Genomic DNA, 23,645 nt, shown 5'->3' with positions numbered 1-23,645 from the left:
TAAAGATATCCCCGAAAGCAAAAATCTTCGGGCTTAATTTCCTCATTCTACACTTCTACTATCAACTTTTTCAGTATTCCGAAAAGTAAGTCTTCTTTGTGATGAGGAAAAAAGAGTTACTCGTTGAAGTAACGTCGGGCGACACGTGGAGATAGGCGGGAGAGAATCTCATAAGGGATGGTTCCGATCTTGTCGGATATGCGTTCGATGGGTAAGGTGTCATCGAAGACCGTGATTTCTGCACCTTCGATCGCAGAAGGGGCGTCGGTGACATCGAGCATGAGGGTATCCATACAGATGTTGCCGATTGTAGGGACAAGTGTACCATCTGCCGTGCGGAAGGAGATGTTACCATTGCCGAGCTTGCGGTCTATACCATCCGCATAGCCGATCGGGATGACAGCTATACGTGAAGGACGAGACACTTTCCCCCTCCGTCCATAACCAATGGTATCTTCTGCCGGGACATTCTGCACTTGGAGGATCACGGTACGCAACCCTGCGACAGGGCGTAGTCCTTCAGCTTCGTCAGCTATGGGCGAAATTCCGTAAAGCCCGATCCCCAAGCGTACCATGTCCATGGCATGATCGGCAAATCTCGTAATACCAGCCGTATTCAGAGCATGGGTATAGAAGGGATAGGGCAACTCTGCAGAAAGTCGGTGTGAGACCCCTTGGAGCTTGGACAACTGTTGTAGAGTAAAAGCATCCTCAGTCTTGTCATCGGCCACCGCCAGATGGGTGAAGATCGAAGCCACACGTACTGAGGAGGTCTGCTGCAGCAAAGCCAAGAGGTCATCAATCATCCCGGGGTCAAGTCCCATTCGGTGCATACCGGTATCCCATTTAAGGTGTATCGGATAATGATGCTCACCAAGGGCATCCGCAACCTTGATGAAGTCTTCGAGGAGAGAGAGACTGTATATCTCGGGTTGGAGTCTGTACTCTATAAGTCGGGCAAAAGCTGAGCGTTCAGGATTCATGACCATGATAGGCATACTTATTCCCTTTTCTCTTAGAGCCTTGCCCTCATCGACGACAGCTACCGCAAGGTAATCACATCTTTGTTCCTGGAGCGTACGTGCTATCTCATAAGAGCCGACGCCATAACCAAAAGCTTTGACCATGCAGACAATGCGTGTCCCTTGAGGGACTCTCGCCTTGTAGTGATTGAAGTTGTGAACGAGGTTGCTGAGATTGACGTCGAGAATCGTCTGATGAGTCCTCTTTTCGAGCGTCCGAACGATCTTCTCGAACCTCGCAGATCTTGCCCCTTTGAGGAGGACGACCTTCCCATGCAAGTCTGTACGTGGCAAGGAGGCAATGAAGTCATCGGTACTACGATAGCACGTCGTGGGAACGGAGAAAAACTGTCTGTGCTCCTGCAGTTCGTCACCAATGGCATAGACCTCAGAGATCTCATGCCGTGCGACAAGCTCCGCCATACGAGCATAAAGAGTCGCAGGCGGAGTCCCACTCTCATGGATGTCCGACACGATGAGCACGGTAGGCCTTGCCTCAGTATTACGGCGAGTCATATAGTCGAGGGCTATGCTGAAGGAGTCGAAGTCGGAATTGTAGGTATCATTGATGAGCATCATCTCATCATTACCCTCGATGACTTCGAGACGCATAGATATGGGGTCGAGATGTGCAAACGCATCCTTGTCCGACAAGACTTCGGGACAAACTTTCTGCAAAAAAGTTATCGCCAAAAGGACATCATGTATCGAGCCCTCGTCGGTATAGGAGATGCGATAAGTCTCCTCACCCCCTCGGATGGAAAGACGAAGGAGAGTATAATCACGCTCTGTCTCGACCGAACGGACAAAGACCGGAGCACTCCGATCCTTACGACTCCAGCCGATGGCTCTTGAGAGAAGCCCCGAGTCCTCCAGTCCTTCCCGGATGAGCTCGTCATCGGCACAGTAAACTATCGTCTCTGTATCCGCAAAGAGTTTGAGCTTTTCGAGACATTTATGTCGAAGAGAAGAGAAGTTCTCCTGATGTGCCTCACCTATATTCGTGATGATCCCAAATGTAGGCGATATCATCTTCGCCAATACCTCCATCTCATTGGGAAGAGATATACCGGCCTCGATGAAAGCTATCTCGTCAGTCTGCTGTATACTCCAGAGAGAAAGCGGAACTCCTATCGAAGAGTTGTAACTCTTAGGTGAGCGTCCCACCCTCATACGAGAGTGAAGCAACTGATACAATATCTCTTTGAGTGTGGTCTTTCCATTACTTCCCGTAATCCCCACCACAGGCATCTTCAAGGATCCACGATGGGCTGTAGCTACTTGCTGCAAGGCCCTCAGCACGTCGGGCACCTCGATGAAGAAAGCCTCCGGATACTTCGCAGAATGCTGTCTCTCGGAAACGACGAAAGATCTTACCCCCTTGGCATACAGATCATCGATGTAGTCATGACCATTCCCCTTGTGCGTGACTATGGCAAAAAATAGAGTACGCTCGGGATAAGTGAGCGAACGGCTATCTGTCAGCAATATGTCTATCATCGGATCCGAGGGAAGAGTAAATGTCGCACCTAATATCGTAGCGATCGTTGATAGTGGATAAGCATTCATCGTATTTGCGCCAAAGAGGATTGTACTTGTGTGATGGACTTCTGTATCATTTCGTTGGGGCACTCTGCTCGGAAAGCCTCCAACTTCTCAAGAAGTGAAAAGTAATGAGCCCTCAGACGATCGGGATGTGTCGTCATCGGGCTATGTGCCAGGAGTTTACGAAGGGCTGACCAGCGTGTGAGGATGCTCTCTGTCGCAAGGGCATCGATATGAGTCTCGGCAAAACGCTCCATGATGTATCGTACCGCCGTGGGAGATGGGTGAACGAGGTCTTCGGCATAGAAGCGATAGTCTCGGAGCTCGTCCATCATGATCTCATACGAGGGAAAGTACCCCACCCGAGAGGACTCCTCCTGCAGGGCATCGATGGCCAAAAGGAGGACAGCCTTGCCCAGACGACTCTCATGTGCACCGTCCCGATAGTGGCAGATCGGACTGACGGTGAAGATCACTTCGCCTCCAGCCTCTTGCAGTCTTGCGACCAAAGGTTTCCAGAGAGAGACGATCTCTTCGACCGAAAGTCGGCGACGTGAGAAGTCTTTGGCCGGACGACGGTGACAGTTATTGACGACCTCCGAGGTCTTCACCTCCTCATAGATGTACGAAGTACCAAAAGTAAATACCCACACATTGATGTCCTTGAGCACATTCTTTAGATGTTCCAAGTCCTCATTGATACGACTCAGGGCAAGCCCCTTATCGTGCGAAGCATAATCCCCATGGTGCATATTGCTGTACCAAATACCATCTTGCTCGAAGAGTTCGCTCTCATCGAAAGCTTTTCCCTCCAGCACCCTCTGCAGTCCCTTTGCTATTGAGGCCGGGTTGTACATGATGCCGAAGGGAGAAGGGTGGACGGTGAAAAGGTTGTCTTGAAGGTACGCAGTGAGTTCGGACGAAAAGCACGAACCCCATAGACTGAATCTCGTCGTGTGGTCGTAGCCCTGTGCACGCTTGGGGATGTTTACCTTGTGTATCAGTTCCATCGCGGTATGGATATGTATGTTTATTTCTTGTATCCCGGATTGGTCTGCTCGAAATACTTCTGCAAGACCAATAGTGAGATGAGATCCTCTCGCTCCTTATCCCAAAACTGTCGGACATAAGCGTTGGCATTCTCTATGATCCGTTGCGCCTCATCGGGGTGGTCGATATAATAACGCACACGCTCCTCCAAGTCGGAGAAGTCGGGCTTGATCTCGACATAGTGATGGTTCGGAATCAAAGTACCCTCCATGAACCAAGTCTCACAAGTGGGCTTGGGCATGACGGCAAGAGAGTTGGACGACATGATCCACTTCAGATTGCTTGCGACATCTATCCCCTCCAGTGCCATCACAAACTTGTAGTCCAAGTGCGCCCTGAGGGTCATCTTCTCCACGATCCACTCATGCTGCGGACAACTATGCGAGACATCTCCGAGATCGCACATCGGATGATCGAAGTACATCTGCATAAATCGGATGCGAGACTCCTTGTCTTCGGTCTTTCCTCTGAAGATGACCTTGTCCATCTTCTCCGTGAAAGACTTGCGATCCTTGATGAAAGTGAAGTGCCTCACCTTATCCAGTTTCATCACGACCGAGTTGGCATTATCGGGAGTAAGAGGACGACTCTTCACTATCGAAGGCACATCGGGGACATGAGTAACATCTCCGGGAAGAAAAGCCCATCGGAGATCATCATCAAAATATCTGGTGTACTCGTAAGTATCGAAGAAGTAAACCTTATTCTCTCCCATACGATGATCACGGAGCCGAGGTGCATCGGCAGGAAGCAGAGTCGGCGTGAGAGCATTGTAATACTCGACACGTCGCATGATATAGTCCTTGTCCGGGCGTTTTGCCACACGAGCCAATAGGCTGTTGAGACGACTTCGACACCATGCTTGAGGAACCAAGAGACGAGCATAACTACGGATATAGTAGACGAATTTGGGATTCTTCCCACTGTTGAACGTATATGACAAACGTTGGCGTAACTTCATGATGTCTTGTTTTGCAAATACACAGAAGAGTCCGGCCTTGGGCTCTGACAAACAAAGATAGATAAAAAACTCCAGTGGGACAGGCCACTCCGGCACTGTCGAGACTGCATCTCGATCAGTCGAACCGCACCCCTTCGGCAGGACGGATATTCGCAATGATCATCGTCGGGACGAAGATGATCAAGTAGAGTGCTACTATCGTAATGAGGTTGGTGAGCAGTATCGCCCAAATGGAGATGTGTATCGGGACATAGTCGATATAATACTGAGCGGCATCGAGCTTGACCAACTTGAAGTGGCTTTGCAAAGCTCCGATCAGGAGGGCAACAGCATTGCCCCAAAGCAGACCCTTGAGGAGGATACGTACGGCCACATGATGAAAGACCTGTCGGAGCGAATGATTACGTTGTCCCAAGGCCTTGAGGGTGGCTATGGCTCGTACGCGTTCGAGGATGATGACGATGACACCCGTGATCATCGTCATGGCCGCGACAGTGATCATGAGGATGAGGATAAGGCGGACATTGGTGTCCAAGAGATCGACCCAACCGTACATGGCGGGATTCATATCCCTCGCGGTAAGCATGGTATATCGTTCGCCACCGGTATTGACACGCTGCAGAAGGAGGTCATAGAGATTGTCATAGACACTATCGGAGAGGCGATCATCGGAGAGTTTGACCTCTACCCCACCCGACTGCTCTTCACTCCAATCAAGGATACTTCTGACATCTCGGATATTTCCGATCGCAATGTTCTCGTCATAATCCTTGAATCCGGTGCGGTACACACCTGCGATATCGAACTTACGCACCTTCAGCCTTTCTCCGTCAAAGAAGTAAGTCATCACTGTTTGCCCCACATCGACATCCAGATAGTTGGCGACATAGGAGGAGATCAAGATGCGACTGCCTTCGTCCGATCCGAACGTAGGACACTCTCCTCTCAAAAGGTATTTTTTGAAGAATTCAGCATCATACAGACTGTCCACACCATGGATGATCACACCGCTGTACGTGGAGTCGGTCTTGATCACTCCCATCTGATCTGCAAAGGTATAGACCACCCCCTTAGGGTCGATGGGAGTTATGATCGCTCTCATCTCGCCCAACAAGGCTGAAGGCGTAAGCAGGGGCTGTGTGTATTGATTATGTGCGTTGTCGGGATGAAAGATTTTGAGATGCCCGACAAAACCGTTGATGCGATCCCTTATCTCCAGCTTGAATCCCCGGACTATGAATATCGAGAGTAGTATCAGCACCACTCCGAGCGCAATACCGATGGCCGATATACGCACGACAGGAAGACTCTTTCGTCCTCCGTCCGATCCTTCTCGATACAGAAACCTATTGGCTATAAACCGATGTAAAAATCCCATCTGACGATACTCGTTAAGTAAGACGACGGCTCATCACTCAGCCGATAAGGAATATCGCAGGACGTTTGTGCAAGCTGATCCCTGAGGCCACCTTCTTCCACTCCTTGATGGAGTGTCTATGTATCTCTTCCCCCGCCGTCGTGAGATCTACGGCCACACATAAGTGCATGGCATCAGGCAAGGTCTTACAAAGCTCTGCGATGAGTTTGTCATTTCGGTACGGTGTCTCTATGAAGATCTGAGTCTCTCCATAGGCACGCACCCTATGTGCCATATCTGCAAACAAGTTTTTACGCTTCTTGTCGTCAATAGGTAGATAACCCAAGAATGTAAACCTCTGCCCACTGAAGCCGGAAGCCATCAGAGAAAGAAGGATGGATGATGGGCCCACGAGCGGAACGACCTGTACCCCCTTGAGGTGAGCCTCCTTGACGATCAGACTACCGGGATCGGCGACGGCAGGACATCCGGCTTCGGACATCAATCCCACGTCAGTACCCGAGAGCAGAGCCTGCATCACTTCGACGGGATAAGCATACCCGTTGTGCTTGTCCACCTCATATATAGTGAGCTCAGAAATTTTGGATTCGGGCAAGACGGATTTAATGTACTGCCTTGCGGTCTTGGCATTCTCGACGACAAAGGTCGTGAGTTGAGACAAGATGCGGAGATTCTCTCCCGGCTGATAACGCTCCACAGGAGCATCTCCAAGCGATATGGGGATAAGATAAAGGCGTCCTCGGGTCATAGCTGATAGATGTGCTCCAAGGCCTCTTCCAACTCAGGGTGCAAAAATTCGAATCCGGCTTCCTCTATCTTCTCACAAGACACTCTGTTACCCTTGAGCAGGAGATCACTTGCCTCACCGTAGAAAAGACGTATGATCGGGCTGGGCACCCATACTTCGCAAGCACGACCGGTATGGAGCTGTGCCAAGGTAGATACAACATCTCTATACGTCACCTTTTCGGGTGCTACTGCATTGTAGACGCCATGTGCAAATGGATTTTGGATCACGAAGTGAAACATCCGACAGAGGTCATTGACATGGATCCAAGGCACATACTGTTTGCCTGTACCAAGGATACTCGCCACACCCATGCGACAGCCCTTCGCCATATAAGGCAGTGCTCCGAAGTAGTGGCTGAAGACGAGTCCGAGTCTTAGGATCACGACCCTCTCGGCAAGGTTCTCGACATGAAGCAACTCTGCCTCTTCCTCCCACGCAAGACAGACCTTGGAGACGAAGTCTTTGCCGGGCTTGGAGGTCTCGTACATGAGTTCGTCCTCTGTGTCCATACCATAATACCCGGTGGCAGAGACGGAGACAAATGATGAGAGACGGATGCCTTGTGCCATCAGAGCGGAAGCAATGAGAGTAATGGCATCGGCTCTGCTGGAGATGATTTCGTTGCGATAACGAGTAGTCCAGCGATGACCGAAGAGACTTGCCCCCGAAAGATGCAGAACATGATCGACCCCCTCAAGAGCCGCAGGATCGATGATACCCGTGGCGGGATCCCAATGATAGACATTAGGCCCGACAGGGCGACGACTCAAAAAACGGATGTTGTACTTCCCATCATACAGCGTAGCGAAGTGGTTGGCTATCATCCCCTCAGCACCGGTTATCAATAAAGTCTCCATATATAGTTCTGTGTTTTCTTTACGAGTTGTTAATCGTGTCTGTCAGCTAAACAACACATAAAGATAGCTATTTATTGGGGATAAATGGGACTGATGAAGCCTAAAATCACAAGAAGTAAGCACACTACCTGTCATTTATATTATACCGACCCTGAGGAGAAGAGAGCCACACCGAGATAGTCTCCCCTTCGCATGGACAAACGTATCAAGGTAAAGAAAAGAATTGGATGCCTCGTACCGAATGACCTTGATGCCACTACTTTTAGAGCACTTTCTGCCCATGTCCGAAAGGCGAAAAAAACAGTCCTTCGGTGAATTGAAATTATTTAACGAGGGTCGGAAGACCTTATTTGTAGATATGTATGTATATTTGTACGTTAAATCGAAAAGCATAGAAGATACTCAAAACACTATACTCTCTATTTTATTATGGAAAGACAAACACAGCTGGATATCATCAAGATGATACAGAGAGAGGTCATCCCTGCGACAGGATGTACCGAACCCGTAGCAGTGGCACTCACAGTGGCTTATGCCGCCAAAGCTCTGGGGACACTTCCGACACAGATCAAGCTCGAACTCAGTGCCAATGTCCTTAAAAATGCGATGGGGGTCGGCATACCGGGCACAGGTATGATCGGTCTTCCGATTGCTATCGCCCTTGGAGCAGTCATTGCTGCTCCGGAGAAGGAGCTGAAGGTATTGGATGGTTTTTCGGCTGAGCAGTTTGCCCAAGCTCGTGCACTTTTGGATCAAAACATCATCGACATCTCTCTCAAGGATGGTGATGTGGACAAGCTTTATATCGAGGCGACCCTGACATCCGCAGACGGACACAAGGCAAATGCCATCATCGAGAAGATCCACACAAGTCTGAAGAGACTTACGTTAGACAATAAAGTGTTCGAAATAGAGGCTCCTTCGACCGGAGAGGGAGAGGTGGCATGCAGTGAAGAGCATCCCGCAAATCAAGAGCAGGATATCCCATTGACCTTCAACATGGTCTACGACTTTGCGACAGAGATGCCTCTTGAGGAGATCGACTTCATCCTCGAAGCGGCACGCCTCAATCGTGGGGCTGCCGAGTATTCGCTCAAGGGTAACTACGGGCACAGCGTAGGTCGCATGATCCAGGGGCCTCTCGGCAAGAAGTATCTCGGCAACACCGCTTACACCCATCTCCTCACCTACACCAGCGCAGCTTGTGATGCCCGTATGGATGGTGCACCGGTGACGGTGATGAGCAATTCAGGAAGTGGCAATCAAGGTATCACGGCCACACTACCGGTACTCAGCTTTGCCGAACATGAAAATGTATCCGAGGAACAAAAGATACGTGCCCTCATGCTCAGCAACCTCATGGTCATATACATCAAGCAGAAGCTCGGACGCCTCTCCGCACTATGCGGTTGTGTAGTGGCTTCGACAGGAAGTGCAAGCGGTATCACTTATCTCATGGGAGGCTCGCGCGAACAAGTCGGCTTTGCGATCAAAAACATGGTCGGCAACCTCACAGGGATGATCTGCGACGGGGCAAAACCCAGTTGCAGTCTCAAGGTTACCAGTGGCGTGAGCTCAGCGATGCTCTCTTCCCTCCTTGCCATGGAGCAAAAGGTCGTCACCAGCAACGAAGGTGTCGTCGATGACGATGTCGACCGTAGCATCGACAACCTTACAAGCATAGGACGTGATGCCATGACAGAGACAGACAAGCACGTCCTTCACATCATGACACACAAAAACTGATCCAAGAATCAGATACAAAACGAAACTCACCCTTAGAGTGGCAAGTCGGACATCGACCACTCTAAGGGTGAGTTTCTTTTTCAGAAGCACTAACTGCTTCTCTTACTTCTCTTCTGACTTTTCTACCTTGGGTTTGGGCAGGATGAGATTAAGCAATACTGCGACCACCGCCGATAGACCGATGCCGGAGAGGGTGAAGTTTCCATAGTTGACCACAGCACCTCCAATACCGAGGGTGAGCGTGATAGAAACGATAACGATGTTGCGAGTGTCGGTCATGTTGATCTTGTTGTACATAAGATTGACGATACCTGTACTTGCGATTGTCCCGAAAAGTAGGAGCATGATCCCTCCCAATACTGCTTCGGGGATGCTCTTGAGTAGCGCACTCACCTTACCGATAAGGGAGAAGATGATGCCTGTCACCGCAGCGATGCGAATGACTGCAGGATCGGTGACCTTGGTGAGAGACATCGCACCGGTCACTTCCGAATAAGTTGTCACAGGAGGACCACCCATGATGCTCGCAGCCATACAAGCAAGACCGTCACCGAGAAGGGTACGGTGCAAGCCCGGATCTTTGACAAAGTCCTTGCCTGTCACGGTATTGACCACATACACGTCACCGATATGCTCTATCACAGGAGCGATAGCCACCGGTATCATAAATAGGATAGGCTCCCACGAAAAAGTCTTGGGGATGGCGAGCTTCGGAAGTCCGAACCATGGAGCATCCGCCACGGCAGACATATCCATCTTACCCATGATGGCAGCCACGACACAGCCCACAGCAATACCGCAGAAGATCGGTATCAACTTGAGTAGACCCTTGGCATAGATCGTCACCAAAACGGCTACGGCCAAAGAGATGAGCGCAAGTAGCCAATCCGTCTTTGCCATATTGACCCCCGCGGAGGAGAGACTCAGACCGATGAGTATGATCACCGGACCGATAACCACCGGAGGGAAGAGCTTACGGATGACGTTTACCCCCTGAGCCTTGACGAGGGCACTCATGATGAGATAGACAAGCCCCACTCCGAGAATGCCGAAGAGAGCCCCCTCAAGTCCGTAAAGTTCTGTCGCCTTGATGAGTGGAGCAATGAAGGCAAAACTACTACCTAAGAAGATGGGGACTTTACCCTTGGTGACCAAGTGAAAGATCAGTGTACCTACCCCGGCTGAGAAGAGTGCTGTCGAGGGATCCAACCCCACGAGCAGAGGGACAAGTACGGTAGCTCCGAAAGCTACAAATAAAAACTGCACACCCACGATACCTTTCCTGACAGGCGTGAGGGTGGAGATTGTGTCGTGTTGTTCCATTTGTTGTTATATATGTTTTAGGTGTTGTTCATTCAAAAAAATAGGGTGATGTAGTTACCGTTGTAACTGCATCACCCTATCTATTACTATATCGCTTCTTGTATCATGAGAGCCTCGATGTTTTAGGCAACCTTGACGAGAAAATAATTTTTACGACCACGTTGTACGATCATGTACTTGCCATTGATGAGGTCGTCCCCGGAGACATTGCAACGCTCATCCTGCACCTTCTCTTTATTGACACTCACACCACCACTCTTGATGAGCTTACGGAGTTCGCCCTTGGATGGGAAAAACCCGCAGTCCTCCACGAGCAGATCCAAGAGCGGAGTCTCTCCGTCGAACTTATCGGCCGAAACCTCAGCCATGGGCACACCTTCAAATACAGAGAGGAATGTCGCCTCGTCGATATCTCCCATCGTGGACTTGGTACCGGAGCCGAAGAGGATTTCCGAAGCCTTCACCACAGTCTCATAGTCCTCACGAGAGTGAACCATGACGGTCACTTCCTCAGCAAGACGCTTCTGAAGCGGACGGAGGTGAGGAGCGGTAGCCTGCTCGGCTTCGAGGGCTGCGATCTCCTCTTGGGTAAGAGTCGTGAATATCTTGATGTACTTTGCGGCATCATCGTCGCTGACATTGAGCCAAAACTGGTAGAATTTATACGGACTCGTATAACGACGATCAAGCCAGATGTTTCCGCTCTCGGTCTTCCCGAACTTACCACCATCAGCCTTTGTGATAAGGGGGCAGGTAAGCGCGTACGCCTCGCCTTGGATCTTGCGACGGATGAGCTCGGAGCCCGTGGTGATATTACCCCACTGATCCGATCCCCCCATCTGAAGTCTCACGCCCTCATGCTCATAGAGGTAGAGGAAGTCATAGCCCTGAAGGAGTTGGTACGAAAACTCTGTGAAAGACAATCCGCTGTTACCTTCGCCCGAAAGACGTTTCTTCACCGAGTCCTTCGCCATCATATAATTGACAGTGATGTGCTTACCGATGTCACGGATGAAATCAAGGAACGAAAAGTCCTTCATCCAGTCGTAGTTGTTCACCAACTTTGCTGCATTCGGCTCCTTGCTGTCAAAGTCGAGGAACTTCTTGAGCTGCTCACCGATCGCCGTCTGATTGTTACGGAGTGTGTCGATGTCGAGGAGGTTGCGTTCGGCAGATTTCATAGAAGGATCACCGATCATCCCTGTCGCACCACCGATGACGGCGATAGGACGATGACCGGCACGTTGGAGGTGCTTGAGCATCATGACACTCACGAGGTGTCCGATGTGGAGAGAGTCTGCCGTAGGGTCTATACCCACGTATGCAGATACCATTTCCTTGGAGAGTATCTCCTCTGTCCCCGGCATCATATCATTGATCATGCCTCTCCAGCGGAGCTCTTCTACAAAGTTGATCTTCATTGTCTAAGTCTATGTATTGTGATTGATTTTACTTTTTACGTATCGTACAAAGATACTCAAAAGCCCCCAATCTTGTCATAAGTTTTCGACGCCGGTGTCGAAAAACGGCATTTTGCCTCACCGAAAGGATTTTTTGATGGCAGAAAAAAAGGTCGTAGGACTCGATGACGAAAGTCGTAAGACTTGTTGCATCGAGTCGTATGATTCGATTTTGAGGATCCTATGCTTTGATTTGCACAGAGGCTGAAGAGCCGAAAGTCTGAGCAAGGACAGAATCCTTTCTGTCGCTCACCGGAATGTTTTCTGTCCCGCTCCGAAATACAGTCTCTTACCTAAATCATGGTAAACTTCGTCATGAAAGCGTTCAGTCACAAAAGTACAAGAGAAATACAGAAATATAATTCGTGGATTATAGCTATCTTTGTACAGATGTGACGCCGTTGGAGCTCACAGGTATTTTTTTAGATAACATTCCGGCACATCATGGGATGCCGGGCAAGATCTTAAAAGTCAAGTATCGTAGCACTATGATGAATGTCGTAACATGGACCGTTGATCCTATCATTGCCGAGATAATGGGTGTCCGTATAGGCTGGTACAGCATCTTCTTTGCTGTGGGGCTTATCGTCATCGGATATTGGCTGATCACCAAGATGTGGCAGCATGAGCAGTTGCCCGAAAAGTGGCTGGCTTCGCTCTTCTACTCCGTCGTGATCGGGACTGTCGTGGGAGCACGCTTGGGACATTGTCTCTTCTATGACCCCGGGTACTACCTCGCTAATCCGCTTGAGATATTCAAGACTTGGAACGGAGGCCTTGCCAGTCACGGTGGCACGATAGGGGTGATCCTCGGTCTGTGGTGGTACTCACGCAAGGTGAGCCACAAGAGCATCCTTTGGGCGTTTGACCGTGTGGCCGTGCCCACGGGTATCGTGGCGACGATGATCCGTCTGGGTAATCTCATGAACCATGAGATCTATGGTCATGTGACGGATGTGCCATGGGCGTTCAGATTCATCACAAATATCCCGGCTTGGCAGCATGGCGCAGAGCCGATATTCTCCGATCCGTCACATCCGACACAGTTGTACGAAGCCCTATGCTACCTCATCACGTTCTTGCTTTGTATGTGGTTGTACTGGGTCAAAGGGGCTCAGAAGCGTGAGGGCTTCATCTTCGGGGTCTTCATGGTCTGTGTCTTTGGGTCTCGATTCTTCATCGAGTTCCTCAAAAACAACCAAAGTGCGTTCGAAGCAGATATGACCCTCAACATGGGGCAACTCCTAAGCATCCCATTCGTGATCGTCGGTGTGGCTTCCATCGTGTACAGCACTCGTAAAACTCAATCAACGAAATAAAAACTAATATCAATCAATACAAACTCATTAGAAATATGAACTTCCTACCCAAAGTCAACGACTCGACCTATTATCTCGGAGTCAATGATCGTACCAAAGAACTTTTCGAAGGTCTTTGGCCTATACCCAACGGTGTGGCTTATAACTCGTACCTCATCAAGGATGAGAAAAACGTACTCCTTGATACGGTAGATATCTGTTACTCCGAACGCTTCCTCCAACGCTTGGAGTCGGCTCTCGAAGGTGCGCCCCTGCATTACCTTATCGTAAACCACATGGAGCCTGACCATTCGGGATCGATCGCCTTGCTTCGCACTAAGTATCCTGATGTGCAGATCGTGGGTAACAAGAAGACCCTCGACATGGTCATGGGATATTTCGGCATCAACACCAACTGCCTTGAGGTCGAAGACGGAGGTGAGCTGAACATAGGAAGCCGCACGTTGAAGTTCGTCTTCGCACCTATGGTACACTGGCCAGAGGTGATGTTTACTTACGATCCCAAGGAAAAGACTCTTTTCTCTGCAGATGCTTTCGGTTCGTTCGGTACCGTCGATGGCGGTATCTTCGACGATCAAGTCTGTCGTGAGAAGTATCTCCAAGAGGTATATCGCTACTACTCCAACATCGTGGGTAAGTATGGGACATTCACACAAAAGGCTCTTGCAAAGGCTTCGGGCATAGAGATAGACACGATCTGTTCGACCCACGGTCCGGTGTGGCGCACACACAAGGCAGAGATCATCTCTCTATACGACAGGTTGAGCCGTTACGAAGGAGAGGAAGGTGTCGTAGTGGCTTACGGCTCGATGTACGGTCACACGGAAGAGGTGGCAGAGGTCATCGGACGTTCGCTCGCTGCGCATGGCATCTCGAAGGTAGTCCTTCACAACGTATCGAAGTCTCATGCTTCGTACATCATCGCGGACGTGTTCCGTTACAGAGGACTCATCATCGGTTCGCCTACATACAATAATGAGCTTTACCCTGAGATCGACAGCTTGTTGACCAAGCTCCAAGGTCGCTTGATCCCCAACCGCCTCTACTCTTGCTTCGGTGGCTACACTTGGAATGGTGCAGCTGTGAAGAAGCTCATCCCATTCGGCGAAACCATGAAGTGGGAGTGTGTCGGCAATCCTGTGGAGATCAAAATGTCCATGAACGGTGACCAAGAAGCCGCTGCATGGGAACTTGGTCGTGTGATGGCTGAACGTCTCATCGCCGAACGAAAGTAAAACAACAAAAAACTACAGCAAAGTGAGAGTAATCATTAAATCAAACAAAGATGAAGTAGGGGTGTGGGCAGGTGACTATGTGGCTCGTAAGATCAACGAGAGCAATCCTACGGCCGACAAGCCATTTGTCCTTGGGCTACCTACGGGATCGTCCCCATTGGGGATGTATGCTCGTCTCATCGAACTCCATAAGGCAGGCAAGGTGTCGTTTCGCCATGTCATCACCTTCAATATGGATGAGTATATAGGTATTCCTCGTGACCACGAACAGAGTTATCACACCTTCATGTGGACGAACTTCTTCAATCACATAGACATCCCTGCTGAGAATGTCAACATCCTTGATGGCAACGCAGCCGACATGGAGGCAGAGTGTCTGAGATATGAGGAGAAGATCAAAGCTCTGGGTGGTATCGAGCTCTTCGTGGGTGGCATAGGCCCTGACGGACACATCGCGTTCAACGAACCGGGATCGTCCCTCGCCAGCCGTACTAGAGTGAAGACTCTTACGACAGACACAATCATTGCCAACTCAAGATTCTTCGACAACGACACATCAAAAGTACCTACCACAGCAGTCACTGTCGGCGTCGGTACGATCTTGGATGCTCGTGAGGTGATGATCTTGGTAAATGGGCACAACAAGGCACTTGCCTTGAAGCAAGGGATCGAAGGTAGCGTCAATCAGATGTGGACCATCACGGCACTTCAACTTCACCCTAAAGGTATCATCGTCTGCGATGAGGACTCTACAGTAGAGCTCAAAGTGGGCACTTATCGTTACTTCAAGGACATCGAAAGAGCCAATAACTGACAGAACAAGTCATAAAAAGAAAGAGAGGGAGTGTCAAACGTATTTGATTTGACACTCCCTCTGCTTTTATAGCGGGCCTCATCACCCTGGAAGTATTACGGTCTCACCACCTTGAGAGCAGGATTACAGTTGTAGAAGGCTTGAGGCGATACACTCTTCACAGACTTTGGGAGGTGTACCGTAACAAGCTGAGGACAAGCCTCGACAGCATAGTCTTCGATGACCTCTGTCCCCTCGGCAAATGTCAGCACCTCCACTCCTTGATGAGCGTTGATAACATTCTTGCCCACGACCTTGAGTGGCTTTAGTTGAATATGCTTGAGTCGTGCAGGTATCAGGATGGGGACATCGGTCGCTCCTTGACCTTTAGGGTATATCGTCCCCTTGTATTCTTCGAGGTGAGGATTGGTCGGATCGACAGAAATCTTACTTATCTCACCTCCCGAATCGATCAGTCTTCTACTGTCTTCTGTGCCGATATACTTGATATTGCTGCCGAGATAAACCTCCTGTACGGTCTTAGGGAGACTTTCGGGGTTGAAGTTTGATATTTGAAACCCTCCGACACTGTAAGGCACGACAAGTTTATTTCCGGACGAAGGTGCTTTGACACGAAGGACGGTGATCTCCCTTTTTTCATACGCATAGACCATGGAGTCATCCTCCCAAAGGTTGAAGTCAAGACGCTCAGGCAAGAGGAAGTTGAATCGTCCCTTGTCGTCAGCTTCATAAAAGATTTTGTTGGTCGCATCCGAGACATACCATCGACCATCGAGGAGGACATAGTTCCATGCATGCCCAAAGGGGTTACCAAGGGTGTTGAACCTCGCCAACCCATTCACAACAGGTGCCGAGATACCCTGAGTGTGACAGAATACCTTCAGAAGGTTCGAGTACCCTTGACAGATTGCGTTTTTGTACTTGAAGGTAGTGTAAGCACTGTTATAGTCCGGTATCTTAGGATCATACACATGTCCATACTTAACATGCCGGCCGATCCATTTGAAGAGGACTTGATGCTTTTCCTTTTGGGTCTTCGCCCCATGTTCTTTTACAAGAGCATCGGTGAAAGCCTTTATCTCCTCCAACTGCTCTTGAGTGATCTGCGTCTCTCCAAGAGGTAAGACTTCTTTAAAAGTCTGACTACTGAGGAGAGCCAGTACACGTTCGGCAGGAGACCCTTTGAGTTCGACAGAATTATCAGGCTTGGGGAAAAGCAAAGTCTCCTCAACATCTCCCCCCTCCTTCTCCACAACCGAGGGAGCAGACTGACAAGCATTCAATAACAAAGCTCCGACAAGGAGCATCAACCATTTTGACTTTCTCATAATAGTATTCAGATGATTTGTGGGCGCAGATCTCATGCTTTTGGACATGCGCGGCACCGTGTTACAATTTATCTTATCCTCCCTATTCAACAAGAAGGACATGCAAATTTAATAAAAACACAGAGATATAACAAGATCGACATCTCACCACAGGATCGCGATGCAGTACACAGGTCGACATCTGAAAAAAGCTATAAGGTCGGTACATAACCGCAAGCCCCACTCCACTGTAAGGATTTTATCGTCCGAAAGAATGCCGCCTTTTTCACAACAAGTACCAGGAGCCCTGAACACATGAGAAGAGGTGACTCATACCTACATGTAGTTAAAATGCAGGTCGATGCTTGCCAAACACGATGATTTACTTTATTTTTGTGCAGTGACCGTAATGGTCTTATGAGTTAATAATACAAAAAGACAGAAACAATGATCAAAAATCTACTATTCAGCCTCGTGCTGACATTCGGTTTCATTGCCGCAGGTAATGCATACGCTCAGACTCCCGTAAAGAAGGAAGAAACAAAGAAGGAATGCTGCAAGGATAAGAAGCATGCCGAAAAGGGAGAAAAGAAAGACTGCTGCAAGGACAAGCATCACGCCGACAAGGGTGAAAAGAAAGACTGTTGCAAGGACAAAAAGCACGGCGAAAAGAAAGAGTGTTGCAAGAGCAAAAAGCACGCTGAAAAGGAAGAGTGCTGCAAAGACAAGAGTGCTTGCGAAAAGAAAGAATGTAGCAACCCGGCAGAATGTAGCAAGGACTGCGGAAAGAAGTAATATCATCTCCGCATAAAATCCTTGGATACAGAAGGAACAAACAGGGTGTGTCAAAGTAAAAAACTTGGCACACCCTGTTTTGTATGGTCTCGGCATACATGTAAAAGAGAAAACGAACATCGTACATGAGGTCGTAGTTTACCCACCATTTTTTAGGTGGACAAGGCAGAGGTCTTTGCAATAAAATCCCGACAATTCGTCTCCCCCTCTACTCGACCGTACAGAGCAGACCATCTATTTCGTGAGACTTCGCAGGGCAGTCGTCGATCCGCTTTTGATTTTCGACAACGAGTGACTGCGAGTAAGACAAATAATACGTACCTTTATGCCCGGAAAAATACTAACCAAACATATATCCAATCACTATGTACGGAAAGATCCAAGAACATCTCCAAAATGAGATCAAAGAGATCCGCAACGCCGGTCTCTACAAAGAAGAGCGCATCATCATCAGTGCTCAGACCGCTGAGATCAAAGTCAATGACAACGGTCAAGAAAAAGAAGTCCTTAACTTCTGTGCCAACAACTACCTCGGTCTATCAGACAACCCTCGTCTGATCGACGCAGCAAAGAAGGCGATGGATACCCACGGCTTTGGTATGTCATCTGTACGCTTCATCTGCGGTACACAAGACATCCACAAGCAACTTGAGAAGGCCATCTCCAACTACTTCAAGACAGAAGATACCATCCTCTATGCCGCTTGCTTTGATGCCAACGGTGGTGTATTCGAGCCGCTATTCACCGAAGAAGATGCTATCATCTCTGACAGTCTCAACCACGCATCCATCATCGACGGAGTCCGTCTCTGTAAGGCTAAGAGATACCGTTTTGCAAATGCTAATATGGAAGAGCTCGAAAAGTGCCTCCAAGAAGCACAAGCACAGAGATTCCGCATCATCGTCACCGACGGTGTCTTCTCTATGGACGGTAATGTCGCACCTATGGACAAGATCTGCGACTTGGCAGAGAAGTACGATGCCCTCGTGATGGTAGACGAATGTCACTCGGCAGGTGTCGTGGGCAAGACCGGTCGTGGTGTTGCCGAACAGTACAATGTCTACGGCCGTGTAGACATCCACACCGGCACACTCGGAAAGGCTTTTGGTGGAGCAGTAGGTGGATTTACGACAGGTCGCAAGGAGATCATCGAGATGCTCCGCCAGCGTTCACGTCCATACCTCTTCTCAAACTCGATCCCACCCGCAGTCGTAGGCGCAGGTATCGAGATGTTCAAGATGCTCGAAGAGAGCAACGACCTTCACACCAAGCTGATGGAAAACGTTACTTACTTCCGTGACAAGATGACTGCTGCAGGTTTCGACATCAAGCCTACACAGTCAGCCATCTGCGCTGTCATGCTCTACGATGCACCTCTATCACAGAAGTATGCAGCTCGTCTCCTCGACGAAGGTATCTACGTGACAGGCTTCTACTACCCAGTTGTACCAAAGGGCGAAGCTCGCATCCGCGTACAGCTTTCTGCGGCTCATGATCGCAAGCACCTTGACAAGGCTATCGAAGCCTTCATCAAGGTTGGTAAAGAGCTTGGCGTGATCAAGTAAGGATAAACACAAAACACAAAAAAGAACCCTAAAAGCCAAACAAAAACTTTTAGGGTTCTTTTTTTATACAGATTCTCAGAGTCGCACCCCTTATCGCTACGGAAGTAATATCATCTATCACAAGCAACTATCATCAGGAGCTATCATAGGCTGAAGGGGGCACACTCATTCATCTCTACCTCTACATGCCACTCATTGCCCTCCTAACTTGCTATACTATCTGTGACATTGGCTTCGAACAAAAGTGTATCACCCATCTCAGTACAGGCAGATAGATTGGAACTGTGAACGAAGAAAAAGAGGGTGTGCCAAAAGTCCAATTTTGACACACCCTCCGGCAAAATTCATGATTTATTAAAGGAACTAACTGTTCATCACCATTCCCGTTCGTTAGGTAGAGGATTACGTACAGTCATGTCTGTGGTTGTAGTGCCGGCCCCCGGAGTAAAAACTTGGAATGTGTTTAGCCCTGTATGCTCAGGGACTTTGTAATTGTAGTTGAATGTAATCACATTACCTCCGGAGGGAAGAGAAAATGGGTAATTTGATCGTATCAAGGTCTTCTTCACAAGACTCCCATCTTGCTTGGTGTACTCCACCACAAAGGCATAGTGCATGGTTTGGCTTGGCAAGAAGGTTGCAAACTCCGCTGTAAGCATCTCAGTACTGCTGTCATACTTAAGAATAGGATTACCATCCTTATCTCTCAGATCCTTATTCACTTTGGTAACGGAGAATTTACCTAGATGGTGCTTTCCCTGCCCATTCTGCATTGCTGTGGTAGTAGGGATCTTGAGCACGACTCTACTCAGATCAAAATCATCGCTGGAAGCAAGACCGAGGAGTTTCTTGGGAGACTTACATCTCAACCTCACCTTCTGCGTGACTCTCTGAAGACGGACTGTGAAGCGATCCGAGTTGTTACCGGAGAAGAATGTGGAATAGGACGCATATGTATCCCATGGCACAGGTTCTTGATATATGATCCCATGAGGATTTGGATTGTTGGCATCGACTTTCCTATTGACGAGTATAGCGTTGTTCGGAGTTGTCTCCGGTTGATAGGATGCATAGGTTATATACTCGTTGTCGTAGAAAAAGTCCACAACAGCAAAATTACTATTGTCCATTGTAGCCGGCTTATCAAAACCTCGATACACATCTTGTCTGAGCTTCTCAAGGAGTATGGCATTATCCGAGCTTCCGAGTTGATAAGACACAGGAGCCGGAGAAGGGACTTTGAATTCTCCGTTGGCATCCAGCTCATGCCATCTCGTGACGTGAGTAGTCGTCTTGTTTGCAGAGAATGTGAGCGTATTGTATGGTGTATTTGACTTGTAAATAGGCACCTTAGGGTTATCGTTGAAGAAGTAGTTAAGGAAGATCTTTGTCTTCAGTTTCAGATTGAGATTACGAGAGTAAGTCTTACCATCCGCATCTCGGGCAAAGAATATAGCCTCTGCCGTGTGAGGGGTATCAGGCCCCCAACCCATCTTTGGAGAGGTGACATAGATCTTCTTAGCAGCCTGATCGATACGGTACTCCCACCCTCTTGGGAGAGCAGCATATACAGTCGTAAGTTTGTCCGACTTCTCAAATGGGAACTCGATTTCTTCAGCAATTTCCTCAAACATCAAAGAACGAGTAGGCTCATCAAATCGTGCAGAAGCATCTGCACCGTTGAGGAGGGACTTCTCGGGCTTGATGTCAAACAAAGTCTGCTCCTTACCGGGCAATCTTACATCTCCGATAGGCAGTGTCGTATGGATCACAACAGTTCCATCCGGCTCGATCGTAATCCCAGTGATGGGGCTATTGACGCCATCATTCCCCTTTTCACCTTGATCGCCCTTGTCTCCCTTGTCTCCTTTATCTCCCTTAGAGCCATTAGCTTTGATTTTATTACCGTTGGCATCCAAGATGAAGACAGGGGGCTTGCCATCTCCGTAAGAGATCGTCCAATAGAAGTTCTCGTCTGTAGGATTGTCAGGGTCTTGCATAGCACCAATTTTAGGTGTTTTGCCATCTTGTCCTGTAGCAGGTACACCGGTATCTTTGCCGTTTACGAACCAGTTTCCATTAGAACCTATTTCGACCTGGGGTGTCTCTCCATCTTTGCCATCCTTGCCGTCCTTACCATCACGACCGAATGGTATATAGATCTGCTTGGTACCTATGGTTACCTTTACACCTATCGTATCTTTGCTATGATCAGGCTTGGTGACAATATCATACTCAAGGGCAGAAATGGGCTCTTTATTCTCGAGGATCTGAATGATTTCCCTTATGTTTGAAATGTTTTCATTGACCTTATTTACCTGCTCATTCAGTGCCTTGAGGCTACCTGCAAGTGCATACTGGCGACTGTATAGTGTATTGACATCCTCCTTGTAACAGCTCCCGACAGTCATCGAAAGGAGCAAGGATAGGATTGTCAGAATAGATATCTGTTTTATTTTCATGACTTTATTTTGATGCTTGGATATACTGATTCAATTGCGATATGTTTCTCTTTGCGACCTCACTCTTGTCGCTGACAGAGTCGAAGTACTGTTGTGCCGATCTGTGATCCCCCCTTGTAGCGAGGGCAATCCCCAAAGCATTGATCACAGCAGGAGTCTTTTGCTTTACCTCAGAAAGGATACGGATGGCATCATCATAGAGTCCGGCCTCCACTTTTGCCACCCCTTGAAGTGTAAGAGCAAGGTCACTGCCTCCATAGAGACTGTCCAATATCTGTATCACCTCTCTGTACTCGGGCGTGTCCTTGGCATACAACTGAGCCACGGTATAGATCTCTTCGGGACTGAGGCTGGTCGGATCGGTCTTGATACGCTCTTTGGCTTCGGAGGGATGAAAGCCTCGGATATCATAAGAAACAGTATATCTGCTCAAGCGTAAAGAAGGATAGATCTCCCTAAGCATTTGTGAATAGCCTGCCACAGCCTTCATCTCAGCCTTACGGACATCTACATCTGTCCCTGACAAGATGGTCAGAATAGCACTCTTATTAGGTAAAGAGCTTGCTTGGACAGCAGACTTCAACCCCTCCCAGTTCTCTTCTGCCACACCGATCTTGAACAACTCTCTCGGGAGCATAGCTCGGCCTTGCACATAGTCGACAAGAGACTTGGCACGCCCTTCAGCAAGCCTTAGATTATGCTTCAATTCACCTTCGGGAGAGGCATAGCCATCGATAACAATGCCACGTATCGTGAGGTCAGAGTCATTGAGGAAGCGTTGGAGTTCGTTTTCGATACGATTGAGTTCCGCCTTATTGTTCGCAAGATTCGGCTCAATGTTTGTTTTGTTGAGTGGATAGGTGAGTGAAATGGTTGCCGAGTGTGCCCTCTGCTTTGGGACGATCTTGGCCACTGCATCGGGATAGAAGACCTCATACTTAGGTTTGCTCACAACGGGAGGAGCCGCAGGAGCAGGAGGAGTCGCTACTCGTGTGCACTTCTTTGTCCTGTTTTTATGTCCGAATTTATAGAGCACAGACACAGCAGGTTGCCATGAATAGTCGTCGTATGCCCTCTTGGCAGACAGCACACCGTCGATGGCTCTATCCATCTCCCAGATGAACCTGTTTGTCAGCTCCAGTCCCCATCTCGAAGAGAGATTAAAGCGCACGGATAGGTCTCCTCCGGCACCGAAAGTAAGTGCTTTATTGACATTCGGAGCGACAGTCTTACCTCCGGCATCCTCCACTACCGTCGACTTGAAATGGCTGAAATAAAGCCCAGGTTTGAGCAAGAGCATCACAGGCTGATCATGACGAGCAGCTGAGAGTGAAAATAGACGGTTGAGGTTAAGAACTGCATTGACAGAAGTCTGCACCATACGGATATCACTTCTGATCTTGTCGAAACCAATACCTTTCATGCTTATGTCATTACTATTGATCCCCTGCTCACCAAATATGTCTTTAATGGGCGTGTACACAATCCCATCTATCATGGTGTAGGGATAATAAACATAGCTGTCATGCAGACCCAAGATGTAACTGTGTTGGTAACTTGATGCCGAAGCTGAGTTTTGACCATACCCCACATTCATCTCCAAGCCAAATATCGGCAAAAACTGACGCCCAAACTTGAGCTGTCCTCCGAGCCCGAAGTGAAACTTCTTATCTGAAATCGAATATAGATCTCCGAAGTAATATGGCGAGAAGAGCTCTCCACCGATATACCAATACCCTCTCGAATCTTTCGAACAACATTTCGTCGTGGTAGTGACTTCCCCAGCTTTCTGAGCGAATGATAGAGTGATATTGCCACTCAGAAGCAGGAGCCCACACAAAAGTATCCCTCTTATGTGAGACCATTTTTTAGTCATCTTTCTCATCGTTTTTTAGTCTTTTTTGAGGTAGTAAGATAAATTATTATTGAGTTTTTCATTTCTGCCCTAATTCCAAAATACAGTGCATTTGTTTTTCATTTCCGGCACAAACAGATTGGCAAAAGCTATACAAATAT

17 protein-coding genes are annotated in these 23,645 nt (G+C 48.6%); 6 read left to right on the top strand and 11 right to left on the bottom strand.

Annotated features, from left to right (window positions below):
• Window positions 1–116: 116 nt before the first annotated feature.
• The 6 genes from EL262_RS00410 to EL262_RS00385 form a co-directional block, all read right to left on the bottom strand.
• A complete protein-coding gene (locus EL262_RS00410) occupies window positions 117–2,591 on the bottom strand; it encodes a bifunctional UDP-N-acetylmuramoyl-tripeptide:D-alanyl-D-alanine ligase/alanine racemase (RefSeq protein ID WP_025839002.1) in 2,475 nt (824 codons plus the stop codon).
• Window positions 2,588–3,577 carry a GSCFA domain-containing protein gene (locus EL262_RS00405; RefSeq protein WP_025839000.1) on the bottom strand — a complete coding sequence of 330 codons (990 nt, stop codon included), beginning with the start codon at window positions 3,575–3,577 and terminating at the stop codon, window positions 2,588–2,590. Before EL262_RS00405 ends, EL262_RS00410 begins: the two co-directional genes overlap by 4 nt.
• Before the next feature lie 20 nt (window positions 3,578–3,597).
• Window positions 3,598–4,578, bottom strand: a complete 981-nt coding sequence (locus EL262_RS00400; RefSeq protein WP_025838997.1) for a glycosyl transferase family 90 — start codon at window positions 4,576–4,578, stop codon at window positions 3,598–3,600.
• A 115-nt stretch (window positions 4,579–4,693) separates the two neighbouring features.
• The gene (locus tag EL262_RS00395) at window positions 4,694–5,956 is read right to left on the bottom strand and encodes an ABC transporter permease (RefSeq protein ID WP_078735918.1); all 1,263 of its coding nucleotides are present in this window, start codon (window positions 5,954–5,956) and stop codon (window positions 4,694–4,696) included.
• Between the two features lie 37 nt (window positions 5,957–5,993).
• Window positions 5,994–6,704, bottom strand: a complete 711-nt coding sequence (locus tag EL262_RS00390; protein ID WP_078735919.1) for an SAM-dependent methyltransferase — start codon at window positions 6,702–6,704, stop codon at window positions 5,994–5,996.
• Window positions 6,701–7,603 carry a TIGR01777 family oxidoreductase gene (locus tag EL262_RS00385; protein ID WP_025838991.1) on the bottom strand — a complete coding sequence of 301 codons (903 nt, stop codon included), beginning with the start codon at window positions 7,601–7,603 and terminating at the stop codon, window positions 6,701–6,703. The genes EL262_RS00390 and EL262_RS00385 overlap by 4 nt, the downstream gene beginning before the upstream one ends.
• 429 nt (window positions 7,604–8,032) lie before the next feature.
• Here EL262_RS00385 and EL262_RS00380 point away from each other — a divergent pair, with 429 nt between their 5' ends.
• Window positions 8,033–9,349 (top strand): L-cysteine desulfidase family protein, encoded by a 1,317-nt coding sequence (locus tag EL262_RS00380; RefSeq protein WP_078735920.1) that lies wholly within the window; start codon window positions 8,033–8,035, stop codon window positions 9,347–9,349.
• A 102-nt stretch (window positions 9,350–9,451) separates the two neighbouring features.
• On the opposite strand, the gene EL262_RS00375 is transcribed toward EL262_RS00380, so the two are convergent.
• Both EL262_RS00375 and tyrS read right to left on the bottom strand, forming a co-directional pair.
• Window positions 9,452–10,672 carry a uracil-xanthine permease family protein gene (locus tag EL262_RS00375; protein WP_036848059.1) on the bottom strand — a complete coding sequence of 407 codons (1,221 nt, stop codon included), beginning with the start codon at window positions 10,670–10,672 and terminating at the stop codon, window positions 9,452–9,454.
• 122 nt (window positions 10,673–10,794) lie between these two features.
• Window positions 10,795–12,087 carry a tyrosine--tRNA ligase gene (gene tyrS / locus EL262_RS00370; RefSeq protein WP_025838989.1) on the bottom strand — a complete coding sequence of 431 codons (1,293 nt, stop codon included), beginning with the start codon at window positions 12,085–12,087 and terminating at the stop codon, window positions 10,795–10,797.
• 533 nt (window positions 12,088–12,620) lie between these two features.
• Between tyrS and lgt the strand changes: the two genes are divergently transcribed.
• The 3 genes from lgt to nagB are packed head-to-tail and all read left to right on the top strand — an operon-like array spanning window position 12,621 to window position 15,500.
• A complete protein-coding gene (gene lgt / locus EL262_RS00365; RefSeq protein ID WP_036853909.1) occupies window positions 12,621–13,451 on the top strand; it encodes a prolipoprotein diacylglyceryl transferase in 831 nt (276 codons plus the stop codon).
• Window positions 13,452–13,486: 35 nt separating this feature from the next.
• The gene (locus tag EL262_RS00360) at window positions 13,487–14,686 is read left to right on the top strand and encodes an FprA family A-type flavoprotein (protein ID WP_078735921.1); all 1,200 of its coding nucleotides are present in this window, start codon (window positions 13,487–13,489) and stop codon (window positions 14,684–14,686) included.
• 22 nt (window positions 14,687–14,708) lie between these two features.
• On the top strand, window positions 14,709–15,500 hold the full coding sequence (gene nagB, locus EL262_RS00355; RefSeq protein WP_025838987.1) for a glucosamine-6-phosphate deaminase: 792 nt from the start codon (window positions 14,709–14,711) through the stop codon (window positions 15,498–15,500).
• Between the two features lie 95 nt (window positions 15,501–15,595).
• Here the strand turns inward: nagB and EL262_RS00350 are convergent, their stop codons facing one another.
• Entirely contained in the window at window positions 15,596–16,828 is a 1,233-nt protein-coding gene (locus EL262_RS00350) for a transglutaminase domain-containing protein (RefSeq protein ID WP_159100546.1), read from the bottom strand.
• A 426-nt stretch (window positions 16,829–17,254) separates the two neighbouring features.
• On the opposite strand from EL262_RS00350, the gene EL262_RS00345 reads away from it, so the two are divergent.
• Both EL262_RS00345 and kbl read left to right on the top strand, forming a co-directional pair.
• Window positions 17,255–17,602 (top strand): hypothetical protein, encoded by a 348-nt coding sequence (locus tag EL262_RS00345; protein ID WP_025838985.1) that lies wholly within the window; start codon window positions 17,255–17,257, stop codon window positions 17,600–17,602.
• 365 nt (window positions 17,603–17,967) lie between these two features.
• The gene (kbl, locus tag EL262_RS00340; protein ID WP_025838983.1) at window positions 17,968–19,167 is read left to right on the top strand and encodes a glycine C-acetyltransferase; all 1,200 of its coding nucleotides are present in this window, start codon (window positions 17,968–17,970) and stop codon (window positions 19,165–19,167) included.
• A 374-nt stretch (window positions 19,168–19,541) separates the two neighbouring features.
• On the opposite strand, the gene EL262_RS00335 is transcribed toward kbl, so the two are convergent.
• Together EL262_RS00335 and EL262_RS00330 are read right to left on the bottom strand one after the other, a co-directional pair.
• Complete coding sequence (locus tag EL262_RS00335; RefSeq protein ID WP_078735923.1) at window positions 19,542–21,629, bottom strand: PL29 family lyase N-terminal domain-containing protein; 2,088 nt, start codon at window positions 21,627–21,629, stop codon at window positions 19,542–19,544.
• A 4-nt stretch (window positions 21,630–21,633) separates the two neighbouring features.
• Window positions 21,634–23,505 (bottom strand): OmpA family protein, encoded by a 1,872-nt coding sequence (locus tag EL262_RS00330; RefSeq protein ID WP_126464321.1) that lies wholly within the window; start codon window positions 23,503–23,505, stop codon window positions 21,634–21,636.
• Between the last annotated feature and the right edge of the window lie 140 nt (window positions 23,506–23,645).

The organism is Porphyromonas cangingivalis (assembly GCF_900638305.1).
Classification (GTDB): domain Bacteria; phylum Bacteroidota; class Bacteroidia; order Bacteroidales; family Porphyromonadaceae; genus Porphyromonas_A; species Porphyromonas_A cangingivalis.
The sequence above is the reverse complement of the archived record's forward strand: the minus strand, read 5'-3'. Positions and strand labels throughout refer to the sequence as shown.

Excerpts from the sequence above, each read along its gene's own strand:
- EL262_RS00335 (WP_078735923.1), bottom strand. The coding sequence starts at position 21,629 with ATGAAAATAAAACAGATATCTATTCTGACAATCCTATCCTTGCTCCTT.
- EL262_RS00395 (WP_078735918.1), bottom strand. The coding sequence starts at position 5,956 with ATGGGATTTTTACATCGGTTTATAGCCAATAGGTTTCTGTATCGAGAA.
- EL262_RS00400 (WP_025838997.1), bottom strand. The coding sequence starts at position 4,578 with ATGAAGTTACGCCAACGTTTGTCATATACGTTCAACAGTGGGAAGAAT.
- EL262_RS00350 (WP_159100546.1), bottom strand. The coding sequence starts at position 16,828 with ATGAGAAAGTCAAAATGGTTGATGCTCCTTGTCGGAGCTTTGTTATTG.
- EL262_RS00405 (WP_025839000.1), bottom strand. The coding sequence starts at position 3,577 with ATGGAACTGATACACAAGGTAAACATCCCCAAGCGTGCACAGGGCTAC.
- EL262_RS00385 (WP_025838991.1), bottom strand. The coding sequence starts at position 7,603 with ATGGAGACTTTATTGATAACCGGTGCTGAGGGGATGATAGCCAACCAC.
- EL262_RS00375 (WP_036848059.1), bottom strand. The coding sequence starts at position 10,672 with ATGGAACAACACGACACAATCTCCACCCTCACGCCTGTCAGGAAAGGT.
- EL262_RS00330 (WP_126464321.1), bottom strand. The coding sequence starts at position 23,505 with ATGACTAAAAAATGGTCTCACATAAGAGGGATACTTTTGTGTGGGCTC.
- EL262_RS00345 (WP_025838985.1), top strand. The coding sequence starts at position 17,255 with ATGATCAAAAATCTACTATTCAGCCTCGTGCTGACATTCGGTTTCATT.
- lgt (WP_036853909.1), top strand. The coding sequence starts at position 12,621 with ATGATGAATGTCGTAACATGGACCGTTGATCCTATCATTGCCGAGATA.
- EL262_RS00410 (WP_025839002.1), bottom strand. The coding sequence starts at position 2,591 with ATGAATGCTTATCCACTATCAACGATCGCTACGATATTAGGTGCGACA.
- kbl (WP_025838983.1), top strand. The coding sequence starts at position 17,968 with ATGTACGGAAAGATCCAAGAACATCTCCAAAATGAGATCAAAGAGATC.
- EL262_RS00390 (WP_078735919.1), bottom strand. The coding sequence starts at position 6,704 with ATGACCCGAGGACGCCTTTATCTTATCCCCATATCGCTTGGAGATGCT.
- EL262_RS00360 (WP_078735921.1), top strand. The coding sequence starts at position 13,487 with ATGAACTTCCTACCCAAAGTCAACGACTCGACCTATTATCTCGGAGTC.
- EL262_RS00380 (WP_078735920.1), top strand. The coding sequence starts at position 8,033 with ATGGAAAGACAAACACAGCTGGATATCATCAAGATGATACAGAGAGAG.